Below are 12,294 nucleotides of genomic sequence, written 5' to 3' on the forward strand. Positions count from 1 at the left end.
TCAGTCTTGGCCGTGGACGACCGATGGGGCCGTCGAGGTCGAGTCGCGGATCATGAGGCGGCGGCCGCCTACCGTCTGCGACGTGACGCCATCGCCGCGCACCAGGCGCTCCAGGAGGCCGACGGCGGTGCGCGCGCTCTCCTCGACCGGCGCGTCGAGCGCGGTCAGGCGGGGACGCACGAGGGTCGAGACCCAGGAGTCCTCCCAGGCGACCACCGAGAGCCGCTCCGGGATGCTGACCCCGATCTCGGGGGCGTGGGCGACGATCTCCGCCGCCATGACCTCGCTGTCGACGATGATCGCCGTCACGGGGCCGATCCGACCCAGGAGGTCGGCCACGGGGTCCTCCGCCTCGGCGTCCCACACGGCGTAGGACGGCTCGATGCCGTGCCCGGCGGCGGCCGTCGCGAAGCGCGCGTCACGGGCACGGGTGTGGGCGAGGTTGGGCGCGTCGTTGACGCGGGCGACGCGGCGGTGGCCGAGCTCGGCGAGGTGAGCGAGCACTGCCTCGAAGGCGGCGTCGTCGCGCACCGTCACGGCGGGCACCGTCGCGTCGATGGGCGCGCCGAGCACCACGGCGGGCGCGGCGAGCCGGCCGATCAGGTCGAGCCGCGGGTCGTCCGCCCGGACGTCGACGAGCAGGAACGCGTCGACCCGCTGTTCCGCCCACCACTCGCGGTAGACGCGGGCCTCGTCGTCGACCCGCACGAGCGTGAGCGAGAGCGACCAGCCGATCTCCGCGAGCGGCTCGGTGAGCCCAGCGACCAGCCGCATGAAGAAGGGGTCGCGGCCGAAGGTGTCGCTCGCGCGGGCGATCACCAGGCCGAGGCTCCGGCCGCCACGACCCGAGACCTTGCGGCTCGCGTAGTTGGGGCGCCAGTTGAGCTCGTCGGCCGCCTGCCGGATCCGCGCGGCGGTGGCCGCCGAGACGTTCGGCCGACCGTTGAAGACGTGCGACACCGCAGAGGGGGACACGCCTGCGCGGCGCGCGACGGCGGCGATCGTTGCTCGTTTCGGGGGCGTTTCGGTCACGGCCATGAGACTAGGGGGTTGACCCCCCAAAGTAAAGCGGTATACATTCACCGCCAGTCACATTGTGTACCGCTTTACAAGGCTCGGCACGCGGACGTGCCCCGCCGCCTCGATCGACACACCGTCGTTCCAGATCGACAGTTCCAGGAGGCCCCGTGACAGACGGCATCAGCAGGCGCACGTTGCTGGCCGCAGCACTCAGCGGCGGGATCGTCACGCCTCTCCTCGCGGGCTGCGGGGCGCTCGTGCCCGCGTCCAGCGGCCCGAGCGCGCTGACCGTGCACACCCAGATCAGCGGCGCGGTCGCCGGGGCCCAGACGTTCTCGGACGTCGTCGCGGCGTACCAGCGGGACACCGCCCGCAAGGTCGCCCTGCTGAAGAACGGGTCCGACCTGCCCATCGTCTTCGAGACGAGCACCCTCGCGGGCAAGGAGGCGGACGTCGCGATCGTCAACATGATGGGCCGGACGCTCGCCTGGACGCCGGAGGGCGCCACGGTGCCCGTCGGCGACTACGTCGACGACTGGGGCCTGCGCGACCTCATCATTCCCGAGGCGCTCCAGGAGTGGACGGACGAGGAGGGCCGGCTGCGGGCCTTCCCGTTCACGCGGACGAACTGGCCCGTCTCGTTCAACACCAGGCTGCTCGAGGAGGCAGGCGTCGGCATCCCGACGACGTCGGACGAGCTCATCGCCGCCGCGGACGCCCTGCGTTCCCAGGGCATCGGCCCGGTCACCGTCGGCGGCTCGGACTGGAGCGGCCAGAAGATGTTCCTGCAGATCCTGCAGGGCTTCCTCACGCAGGACGAGGCGCGCACCGTCTTCTCGACGGGGAAGATCTCCGAGAGCCCCGGCGCGATCGCGGGCGTCGAGCACTTCGTCGAGCTGCGCGACGCCGGGGTCTTCGTGGACAACGTCCAGGGCTACACGTCCGACTCGGAGCTCACCCAGTTCAACACCCGGAAGGCCGCCATCGTGCCCGCGATGTCGTCGGCCCTCGCCCTCGTCCCCGCCGAGCGTGCGGCAGAGGTCACCGTGGGCGGCTGGCCCCGGCCGTCGAGCGGCGGCGTGCTCGACCACCCGAGCGTCATCAAGAGCTACAACGGCCACGGGATCTGGATCAGCCGCAACGGCCTCGAGAAGCTCGACCTCATCAAGCCGTTCGTGCAGCACCTGTACAGCGAGCAGGTCACGGACAGATTCATCCTCGAGTCCGGGCGCGACATGAGCCGCGTCACCGACACCGTCAGCACGGACTTCCCGCTCGTCGCCCAGGCGTCGCAGCTGACGGACACCGAGGTGTCCGCCGTGATGCTGCCGGACCTGCTCATCCCCGACGCCGTGTTCGAGCCGATGATCCAGGCGACGGCGCTGGCCTACGGGTCGGCGTCGGCAGAGCGGATCATCGACGCGTTCGAGCACTCCTACCAGGCGGCCTGACCGTTCGAGCTGGGAAAGGACCCACCACCATGACCGCCCTCCTCGACGCAGGCCCCCGCGACGCCCCCGACGCCGGCCCGCCCGACGCCGTGGCCAGGCCCCGCCGTCACGGGTCGGTGCGCGACCGCTTCCCCGGCCTCGCCCTGCCCGCCCTCATCTGGTACGCGATCTTCATGATCGGCCCGGTGGTCGCGATGTTCGCCATCGCGTTCCTCTCGTGGCCGGGCATGCTCGCCACCCCCGAGCCCGCCGGCCTCGACAACTTCGCCCGTGTCTTCGCGGACGAGACGTTCTGGGCCGCGACCACCAACTCCGCGATCCAGATCGTCGTCGGCCTGCCGATCATGATCGGCGTCGCCTTCCTCCTGGCGTTCTATGTCGTGCAGAAGCCGCGCGGCCACCGCCTGCTGCGGTACCTGCTGTTCATCCCCGCCCTCATCTCCGCCCCCGCGACGGCGATGGTGTTCTACGCGATGCTCAACCCCGACGGGCTGGTCAACGGCGCGCTCCGGCCGCTCGGCCTCGAGGGCAACGAGTGGCTGGCCGACCCGACCACCGCGCTGGGCGCCATCATCGCCGTCGAGCTGTGGAGCGGCATCGGGTACTCGGCGGTGCTCATCGCGTCGCGCCTCGACGGGGTCGAGCAGGAGGTCGTGCAGGCAGCGCGCCTCGACGGCGCCGACGACTGGCGCCTCGCCTGGCGGATGTACTGGCCGATCGCCCGCGACTTCATCGGCGTCGTCGCGATGCTGCAGTTCCTGTCGATGCTCTTCAACTCGGCGCAGACCGTCCTGCTGCTCACGCAGGGCGGGCCGGAGAACGCGACCACGACGCTCGCCTACCTCATCTACCGCAAAGCATTCGTCGAGGCGGACCTCGGCTACAGCCAGGCCGTCGGCGTCATCCTCTTCGTGATCGGGCTCGTGGGGATGTGGGCGATCCGCCGCACGCTCCGCGCCACGCACTGATCCCCGATCTCGAACCGCCCAGGAGGCCACCCATGGCTCAGCGCACCGCCCTTCCCCTGCGCGACCGCATCGGCTCGATCACGAGCGGAACGCTCGCCTGGATCTACGCCGCGCTGCTCGTCGTCCCCTTCTACTACTTCATCGTCTCGTCGTTCAAGACGAACGAGGAGATCTTCGAGTCCCCGCTCGCCCTACCGAGCAGCATCGACCTGTCCAACTTCACGACGGCGATCCACCAGGCGGACCTCGGCCTCGCGGTGGCGAACTCCGCGCTGACCACCGTCGGCGCGCTCGTCCTCACGCTGCTGCTCGCCCTGCCCGCCGCGTTCGCCCTCGCCCGGGCCACCGGCCGGCTCGGCAAGATCGTCGAGAGCGTCTTCGCGCTCGGCTTCCTCATCCCGTCGTTCGCCGCGCTGTTCCCGACGTTCCTGCTCGCCGCGGCGCTCGGCCTCTTCCACACGCGCACGTTCATCGTGTTCCTCCTGCCCGCGACCGCGCTGCCGCTCTCGGTCATCATCCTCACGTCGTTCATGCGGACCATCCCGCGCGAGCTCGAGGAGGCCGCCTCGATGGACGGCGCGTCCTCGCTGCAGGTCCTCCGGCAGGTCTACCTGCCGATCTGCGTCCCGGGGATCGCCACGGTGGTGCTCCTCAACTTCCTCTCGTTCTGGAACGCCTACCTGTACCCGCTGATCCTCATCGGCCCGGACACCGCCCAGCGCACGATCCAGGTGGCGCTCCCGACGCTCAAGGTCGACGCGGGCACCGACTACGGCGTGCTCATGGCAGGCACCCTGGTGACCCTGCTGCCGGTGTACCTCGTCTACACGGTCCTGCAGCGCCAGATGCAGCGTGCCCTGCTCTCCGGAGCGGTCAAGGGATGACGCCCACCCGCCCGGCGGCCGGGGCCGCCTCGCTCCCCCGCGCCACGCGTATCGGCCAGGTCAACCAGCGGCTCAAGGGCTGGGAGGCGGTGCGCTGGGTCGACGGCGCGCCTCGCGTCACCGACGTGCTGCGGCGCGAGGTCGACCGCTGGGGCGGCCTCGGCGCGATCTACGGCGTCCTGCGCGCGGACCCCTGGTCAGCGGTGCACTGGGGCAACGGCATCCCGCCGGAGCGCAGCGCCGAGGCGTACGCCGCCGTCCAGGACCACGTGACGGCGTACGGCGACGGGATCCCCGTGCTGTTCGTCGAGGAGGCACCGCACGGGCTCATGGCGCTCGGCGGGACGACCGTGCCCGTGAACCTCGCGCTCGGTGCGGGCATGGACGCGGCGCTCACCGAGGAGCTGGGCGCCGCGGTGGCCGCAGAGGCACGCGCCCGCGGTACCCACGTCGCTCTCGTCTCCGGCCTCGACGTGCTGCGTGACCCGAGGTGGGGACGCGCGGAGGAGTGCTTCTCGGAAGACCCTGCCCTTGCCGCGCTGCTCGTCGCGGCGACGGTGCGCGGCATGCAGGGCACGACGTCGGTGCGCGACCCCATCGACACGCAGCACGTGGCGGTCGTCGCCAAGCACCTCGCGGCCCAGGGCGCAGGCATCGGCGGCCGCAACGGGTCGGGGGCGCCCGTCGGCCGGCGCGAGCTGGGCGAGACGCACCTGCGTCCCGCCCACGCGGCCGCGCGCGTCGGCGTCGCGGGGTACATGGCGGCCTACAACGACGTCGACGGCATACCCTGCAGCGCGAACGAGGCCCTGCTCACGGGAACGATCCGCGAGCAGTGGGGGTGGGACGGCATCGTCATGGCCGACGGCACCGCCATCGACCGGCTGCGCGACAGCTCGCCCGACCCCGCCACCGCCGCAGCCCTGGCCCTGCGCGCCGGCGTCGACCTCAGTCTCTGGGACGAGGCGTTCACCCACCTGGACGAGGCGATCGACCGTGGCCTCGTCGCCGAGGCCACGCTCGACCGGGCCGCCGACCGCGTCCTCGCCCTCAAGTGCCGGCTGGGCCTGTTCGGCGAGCCCGTGGCGGGCGTCCCCGTGGAGCGCGACGTCGTGGCGCTCGCGGACCGCGCCGCCCGGCAGGCGGTGGTGCTCGTCGACGACGGCGGCCTGCTGCCCCTGCGCGCCGGCGCGACGCTCGCCGTCGTCGGCCCGAATGCCGATGACCTCGAGGCGCAGCTCGGCGACTACACGCCGCCGCGGCCCGTCCCGGACGCCGGTGCCTCGACCGTGCGCTCCGCACTCGTCGCGCGGTTCGGCGCGGACAGCGTTCGCTACGCCCGGGGCAGCGACCTTCGTGGACCGCTGGACGACCCCGGCGCCCTCGACGACGTGCGGGCCGCCTGCTCGGGAGCGAACGTGTGCGTCGCGGTGCTCGGCGGGTCCAGCCGGCGCACCTACGAGGACGAGTTCGCCGACAACGGCGCGGTCAAGGGTCCGGCGAGCGACACGACGAACGGTGAGGGCGTCGACCTGTCGTCCGTGGCGATCGCCGCGGCGCAGCTCGCGGTGGTCCGGGCCGCGCGGGAGTCGGGTACGCCCGTGATCGGCGTGGTGGTGGACGGCCGGCCACGAGTCCTCTCCGAGCTGCGCACGCTCGTCGACGCGCTGGTCGTGGTGCCGTTCCCCGGACCGCGCGGTGGTGAGGCGGTCGCCGCCGCGCTCTGCGACGGCGCGGCCTCCGGCCGGCTACCTGCGACGTTCCCTGCGGCCGACGGCGTCCTGCCCGTCGCGCACGACGAGCGGCTTGAGACGGCGCGCGGCTATGTCGACGCCGAGGTGGGGCAGGCGCTCCGTTTCGGCACCGCGCAGGTCGACGGCGTGACCGTCCGGCTGGTCGGGGCGGCTCCGTCGGTCGGCGCCGCCACGCTGGCCGAGCCGTCGACGAGCCCCGGGCGGCGCCCCTCGACAGGCTCGGGAGGAGGCGGCGCCGTCGCGCACCTCGCGGTCGCGGTCACCAACGCCACCGCCGACGACGTCTCCCTGTCCGTACCGTTGTATGGTCGCCGGCACGAGCCGGGTGTCCGGCCGCGACGGCGTCAGCTCCTCGCGGTGCAGCGGGCGACCGTCCCTGCGGGCAGCACCAGCACGATCCCGTTCGAGCTCGGCCTCGACGAGCTCGGATCGTGGGCGACGGGCGAGCCGGTCGCCACGCCCGTCCTGGTCAGCGTCTGGTGCACGCCGGAGGCGGACCCGCCCGCCGACGCGCTGTCGGTCCGAGTCGTCGACGAGAGAGGCACCACCCCATGGGAGCGATGACGCCCACCCTCCTGGACCCCACGATCACGACGACGCTCCGGGAGGCCGCCGACCGCGTGCGCGCCGCGTCGGGCACGCGCGTGGGCGACCTGGTCGAGGACGCGCTGCTGCGCACCCTGACCGACACGATCACCCTCGGCGAGGACGGCACCGCGTTCGTCATCACCGGCGACATCCCCGCCATGTGGATGCGCGACTCGACCACCCAGCTGACGCCGTACCTGCGCTTCATCGGCTCGTGCCCGCCGCTCGCCGACCTGGTCGCAGCGGTCGTGCGGCGTCAGCTCGCCTGCCTCGACCACGACCCGTACGCGAACGCCTTCAACGACGGACCGACCGGTGCCCACTACGCGCCCGACGACGTCTGCGACGACCCGCACGTCTGGGAGCAGAAGTACGAGATCGACAGCCTCGCTTACCCCGTCACGCTCGCGCACACCCTCTGGCGTGCGACGGGCCGCACCGACGTCTTCGACAAGTGCGCCCACCGGGTGCTGCGGACGATCACCCGGCAGCTGCGGGTCGAGCAGGACCACGACACGTCCGCCTACCGGTTCCAGCGCGACACCGACATCCCGACCGAGACGCTCGCACGCGACGGCCGGGGCACCGCCGTCGGCCGGACGGGCATGACGTGGAGCGGGTTCCGTCCCTCCGACGACGCCTGCACCTACGGCTACAACGTCCCGGCGAACCTCTTCGCCGCGCAGGCGCTGCTCGCGATCGGCGACATCGCCACAGAGGTGCTCGACGACGCCGCGCTGGCCGCCGACGCCCGGGCGCTCTCCCGCGAGCTGGTCGCAGGGGTCAAGAAGTTCGGCGTCGTGGACGCGCCCTCCGGTCCCACGAGCGACGGGGCCAGGGACGGTGCGGCGCCAGGCCGTGGGCGCATCTACGCCTACGAGGTCGACGGGCTCGGCGGCGTGCTGTGCATGGACGACGCGAACACGCCCTCGCTGCTGTCGCTCCCGCTCATCGCGCCCGACGTGTTCGACGAGGCCGTGTGGCGCGAGACCCGCGACGTCGTGCTGAGCCCCGCCAACCCGTACTACTTCAGCGGAACGGCGGCGAGCGGCGTCGGTAGCCCGCACACCCTGCCGGGCCGCGTCTGGCCGATCGCGCTCGCGGTCGAGGCGCTCACCGGCACGCCCGAGGACCGCGTCCGCGTCCTGGACCTCCTCGCGCGGACCGACGGGGGCACCGGGCGCATGCACGAGGCGTTCGACGCGTCGGACCCGACGGCATTCTCGCGCCCGTGGTTCTCGTGGGCCGACTCGATGTTCTGCGAGCTCGCGCTCGCCGTCGCGGACGAGGCGGCCGACGTCGGCCGGGAGCGCGGGGTCAGCGGCGCCTGAGGCCGCTCGTCGGGGCACCGGCAGGTGATTCGCTGGGTGCCAGGTGGTCTGGAGCCACCGCGACCGGTTGGTCTGGTCATCTTGACCAGACCAACTTGCTACGCGACCATGAACGTATGACCGTCGTGAACGTTCAGGAAGCAAAGACCCATCTCTCCCGGCTGATCTCTCGTGCCCAGCACGGCGAAGAGGTCGTTGTCGCACGCTCCGGGAAGCCCGCTGTCCGCCTGATCCCGGTGGAGCCCGTTGCTCAGCGCACGTTCGGTACCGTGCCGGTCGCCATCCCGGACGGGTTCTTCTTCGAGCCGATCGACGAGGAGGAGCTCGCCGCATGGGAGTGACCTACCTCCTCGACACCCATGCGTTCGTGTGGCTGCTCGGCTCACCCGACCGGATCGACGAACCACTGCGAACCGAGCTCGGATCCACTGCGAACCGGCTCCTTGTCTCAGCAGTGTCTGCGATGGAGGTCGCGACCAAGGTCCGGCTCGGCAAGTTCGACGAGGCCGGCTCCCTGGTCAGTACGTGGGAACGCCGGGTAGACGACATCGATGCGGAGTCACTGGACCTCACCACCGCACACGCCCTGCATGCCGGATCGATGCCCTGGACCCATCGAGATCCGTTCGACCGCTTGCTCGCCGCCCAGGCAATCGTCGAGAACGTGGTCCTCGTGACCAGGGACGTCGCGTTCGACACCCTCCCAGCGGTCCGCACTGCCTGGTAGACCCAGTAGCGCACGACGCTGGTGTGTCTAGTTCCTCGGCTCGAACGGCGTGAGGCTCCCGAGTCATCGTGGTCTTTCACCCTGTCGATCGCCTGGATCCTATCGAGCCGCACTACCCCGTCGCGGCTGGCCGGACGGCTTGCCCGCGCCTAGAGCGCGTCCTGGTACGGGATGACCACCCGGTTGATCACGAGCAGGCCCGCCGCCGCCACCGGGACGGCGACGAGCGCGCCGAGGATCCCGCCCAGCGACGCTCCCGCAAGGGCCGCCACGATGACGAGCACGCCGGGCAGCGCCACGGCGCGGCTCATCACCCGCGGTGCCAGGACGTACGCCTCGACCTGCATGTAGACCAGCAGGAAGGCCGCGACGACGATCGCCCCGACCGGGCTCACCGTCAACGTCGCGAGCACGACGAGGGTGGAGCCGATGACCGTCCCGACGACGGGTATGAGGGCCGCGATGAACGCGATGACGGCGAGGAGGATCGGCGCGGGACTGCCCGCGAACACCGTCAGCAGCAGGGTGAACGTGGCGTTGATGGTCGCAAGGAGCAGCTGGCCGGAGACGTAGCGGCCCACGGAGTCCAGCACCTCGTTCAGGAGTGATCCGGTTTCCAGCCGCCGGGACCCCGGCACGAGCCGCAGGACGGCGGAGACCATGGTCGGCAGCGTGACGGCGAAATAGATCGTCAGAGCCGTGACGATGATGATCGCGGTCACGCCGTTGACCAGCCCGGTGCCGACCTGCAGCACGCCGCCGGCGATCGCCGTCAGCTGCCGGGGGTCGGTGAGCAGCCCGGTCAGCGACGACAGCAAGCCGTTCAGGTCGAGTGCGACCAGGTTGTCGGTGGTCCAGACGTACCAGGCCTGGTCGGGAAGGTCGCGCAGCGTATCCACCAGCTGGGCGCCGAAGATCCCGACCTGCTGGGCGGCCAACGGCAGCACCGCGACGACGACGAGCGCGATCACGATCGCGGATCCGACGATCGCGACCGTCGCGGCCGCCCACCGCGGCAGGCCTCGCGAGGTGAGGTACCGGATCGCGGGCTCCAGGGCCAGGGCCAGGAACAGGGCGAGCCCCACGTACACGAGGACCGTTGCCACGGCGGCCAGCGCACCCAGCACCGCAAGGCCTGCACCGACGCCGAGGGTGGCGAGCATGGCGTAGCCGAACGGGCGCGCCGGTAGACCGATGACCGCGCCGGCCTTTCCCCCGGCGGGAAGGCGAACAGCCCGCTGCGGCCCTACGGACGTGGCAGGGTCGTGTGCGGCTCGCGGCTTCCGTGCTCTCGGCGGTCGCGGCACGGCGGGGCGTTGCGGCAAGCGGGCCATTGCGCTCCATTCGGGTCCCAGGTGTCCGTGGTCAACACCTGGCGCACCACAGCCTTCCGGAAGGCGGCCCGCTTGTCGCCGTATGGCCGACAGGTTCAGGGCCGGATTCAATGTCTCGCGACCTGCCGGCCCCTGTCGGGCGACTGAGGGGTTCTGCCCGGGCCTCCCACTCGGCGGGCGGGCGTTGGATGGTTCCGACAAGAGCACTGAGCCCGTGCCGCACCGCTCGGCACGGGCATGAAGCAAGGAGAGGCACCCATGCGTGGAGTTGTCATGTACGCGCCCGGCGACGTCCGCGTCGAGGAGCGCGAGGACGCGAAGATCGTCGAGCCGACCGACGCCGTCATCCGGGTGACCGCCTCGTGCATCTGCGGGTCGGACCTCTGGCCGTACCGCGGGGTCGAGGCGCTGGACGGCCCCACCCCGATGGGCCACGAGTACATCGGCATCGTCGAGCAGGTCGGTGACGACGTGCGGAACATCAAGGTCGGCGACTACGTCGTCGGCTCGTTCGTGGCCTCCGACAACACCTGTGAGATCTGCCAGGCGGGCTACCAGTCCCGCTGCATCCACAACGTGATGATGGGATCGGTGGGCACTCAGGCCGAGCTCGCCCGCATCCCGCTGGCCGACGGCACCCTCGTCGCCACGCCGGGCACACCCGACGAGGACCTGATCCCGTCGCTGCTGGCCGCCTCCGACGTGCTGGGCACCGGCTGGTTCGCCGCGGTGGCCGCCGAGGCCGGTCCCGGCAAGACCGTCGCGGTGGTCGGCGACGGCGCCGTGGGCCTCTCGGCGGTCCTGGCCGCCAAGCAGCTCGGCGCGGAGCGCATCATCGCGTTCAGCCGTCACCCCGAGCGGCAGGCACTGGCCCGCGAGTTCGGCGCCACCGACATCATCGAGGAGCGTGGCGACGCCGGAGCCGCGAGGGTCAAGGAGCTCACCGGCGGGTACGGCGCCCACGGCGTCGTCGAGGCGGTGGGCACCGAGGAGTCGATGTGGCAGGCGATCCGCTCCTCCCGGCCCGGCGGCTATGTCGGCTATGTCGGCGTCACGCACGGCGTGGAGCTCAACGGGCTGGACCTGTTCTTCACCGGCGTGCACCTGCACGGCGGCCCCGCCCCGGTGCGCCGGTTCCTGCCCGAGCTGATCCAGCTCATCTGGGACCGCACCATCGACCCGGGCAAGGTCTTCGACCTGACCCTGCCGCTCGACCAGGCGGCAGAGGGCTACAAGGCGATGGACGAGCGGCGCGCCACGAAGGTGCTGCTCACGCTGTGAGCCGACCGCTGCGGGTGGGGGGTTGCGCCGGAACCTCCCGCCCCAGCGCGCGCGAATCTATCGTTGAAGCCATGAGCACCAAGGACGAGGTGCGGGAGTTCCTGGTCTCCCGCCGTGCGAACGTCACCCCGCAGCAGGCAGGCATCCCCGACTTCGGCGGGGAGCGCCGCGTGCCAGGGCTGCGCCGCGAGGAGGTCGCGATGCTCGCCGGCGTGAGCCTCGACTACTACACCCGGCTGGAGCGCGGGAACATCCGCGGGGCGTCCGAGAGCGTGCTGGGCGCCATCGCCCGGGCCCTCCAGCTGAACGACGCCGAGCGCGAGTACCTCTTCGACCTGGCCCGCACCGCGCCCGCCTCCGCCGCCGCACGTGACCGCAAGCCCGTCGCGCAGTCCGTACGGACCTCGGTGCAGCGCGTGCTCGACAACATGACCGTCCCCGCGATCGTGCACAACTCCAACCAGGACCTCGTCGCGGCGAACCTCATGGGCCGGGCCCTGTACGCCCCGCACTTCGACACCGACGGCACACCGAACATCGCCCGGTTCATCTTTCTCGACAGCCGAGCCAGGGACTACTACGTCGACTGGCCAGAGGCGCGGCGCACCGCCGCGGCGATCATGCGCCTGGAGGCCGGTCGCGACCCGCTCAACCAGGAGCTCACCGCCCTGATCGGCGAGCTGTCCACCCGCAGCCCGCAGTTCCGCGAGGACTGGGCAGGGCACGACGTCCACGAGCACCGCACCGGGGTCAAGTCGTTCCGCCACCCCGAGGTCGGGCCGATCACCGTCGCTTTCGACGTGTTCGCGATGCCCGGGGAGGCGGGGCTGCAGATCGTCACCTACAGCCCGCCACCGAACACCGACTCCGCGGAGAAGTTCGCGCTGCTGGCCAGCTGGGCCACCACCCAGGAGGCCGAGCGCTCCCCCGTCGCGAACCCGGTGAACGGCTGACCG

At 71.7% G+C, this 12,294-nt stretch carries 11 protein-coding genes; 9 read left to right on the forward strand and 2 right to left on the reverse strand.

Annotation, left to right across the window (positions count from 1 at the left end):
• Entirely contained in the window at nucleotides 1–1,032 is a 1,032-nt protein-coding gene (locus ACFS27_RS23530) for a LacI family DNA-binding transcriptional regulator (protein WP_377188342.1), read from the reverse strand.
• Between the two features lie 155 nt (nucleotides 1,033–1,187).
• On the opposite strand from ACFS27_RS23530, the gene ACFS27_RS23535 reads away from it, so the two are divergent.
• From ACFS27_RS23535 to ACFS27_RS23565, 7 genes are all read left to right on the forward strand, one after another.
• Entirely contained in the window at nucleotides 1,188–2,471 is a 1,284-nt protein-coding gene (locus tag ACFS27_RS23535) for an ABC transporter substrate-binding protein (RefSeq protein WP_377188345.1), read from the forward strand.
• Nucleotides 2,472–2,500: 29 nt separating this feature from the next.
• A complete protein-coding gene (locus ACFS27_RS23540; RefSeq protein WP_377188348.1) occupies nucleotides 2,501–3,439 on the forward strand; it encodes a carbohydrate ABC transporter permease in 939 nt (312 codons plus the stop codon).
• 32 nt (nucleotides 3,440–3,471) lie between these two features.
• Complete coding sequence (locus ACFS27_RS23545; RefSeq protein WP_377188351.1) at nucleotides 3,472–4,323, forward strand: carbohydrate ABC transporter permease; 852 nt, start codon at nucleotides 3,472–3,474, stop codon at nucleotides 4,321–4,323.
• A complete protein-coding gene (locus tag ACFS27_RS23550; RefSeq protein WP_377188354.1) occupies nucleotides 4,320–6,641 on the forward strand; it encodes a glycoside hydrolase family 3 protein in 2,322 nt (773 codons plus the stop codon). Before ACFS27_RS23545 ends, ACFS27_RS23550 begins: the two co-directional genes overlap by 4 nt.
• Nucleotides 6,638–7,996 carry a glycoside hydrolase family 125 protein gene (locus ACFS27_RS23555; RefSeq protein ID WP_377188357.1) on the forward strand — a complete coding sequence of 453 codons (1,359 nt, stop codon included), beginning with the start codon at nucleotides 6,638–6,640 and terminating at the stop codon, nucleotides 7,994–7,996. The genes ACFS27_RS23550 and ACFS27_RS23555 overlap by 4 nt, the downstream gene beginning before the upstream one ends.
• Nucleotides 7,997–8,112: 116 nt before the next feature.
• Nucleotides 8,113–8,337 (forward strand): type II toxin-antitoxin system Phd/YefM family antitoxin, encoded by a 225-nt coding sequence (locus tag ACFS27_RS23560; protein ID WP_377188360.1) that lies wholly within the window; start codon nucleotides 8,113–8,115, stop codon nucleotides 8,335–8,337.
• Nucleotides 8,328–8,723 (forward strand): type II toxin-antitoxin system VapC family toxin, encoded by a 396-nt coding sequence (locus ACFS27_RS23565; RefSeq protein WP_377188363.1) that lies wholly within the window; start codon nucleotides 8,328–8,330, stop codon nucleotides 8,721–8,723. Before ACFS27_RS23560 ends, ACFS27_RS23565 begins: the two co-directional genes overlap by 10 nt.
• Before the next feature lie 149 nt (nucleotides 8,724–8,872).
• Here ACFS27_RS23565 and ACFS27_RS23570 read toward each other — a convergent pair whose 3' ends face one another.
• A complete protein-coding gene (locus ACFS27_RS23570; RefSeq protein WP_377188366.1) occupies nucleotides 8,873–9,886 on the reverse strand; it encodes an AI-2E family transporter in 1,014 nt (337 codons plus the stop codon).
• A 429-nt stretch (nucleotides 9,887–10,315) separates the two neighbouring features.
• Between ACFS27_RS23570 and ACFS27_RS23575 the strand changes: the two genes are divergently transcribed.
• Together ACFS27_RS23575 and ACFS27_RS23580 are read left to right on the forward strand one after the other, a co-directional pair.
• On the forward strand, nucleotides 10,316–11,338 hold the full coding sequence (locus ACFS27_RS23575; protein ID WP_377188369.1) for a zinc-dependent alcohol dehydrogenase family protein: 1,023 nt from the start codon (nucleotides 10,316–10,318) through the stop codon (nucleotides 11,336–11,338).
• Between the two features lie 71 nt (nucleotides 11,339–11,409).
• The gene (locus ACFS27_RS23580; RefSeq protein WP_377188372.1) at nucleotides 11,410–12,291 is read left to right on the forward strand and encodes a helix-turn-helix transcriptional regulator; all 882 of its coding nucleotides are present in this window, start codon (nucleotides 11,410–11,412) and stop codon (nucleotides 12,289–12,291) included.
• The last annotated feature ends 3 nt before the right edge of the window (nucleotides 12,292–12,294 follow it).

This window comes from Promicromonospora vindobonensis (assembly GCF_042685865.1).
Lineage (GTDB): Bacteria > Actinomycetota > Actinomycetes > Actinomycetales > Cellulomonadaceae > Promicromonospora > Promicromonospora vindobonensis.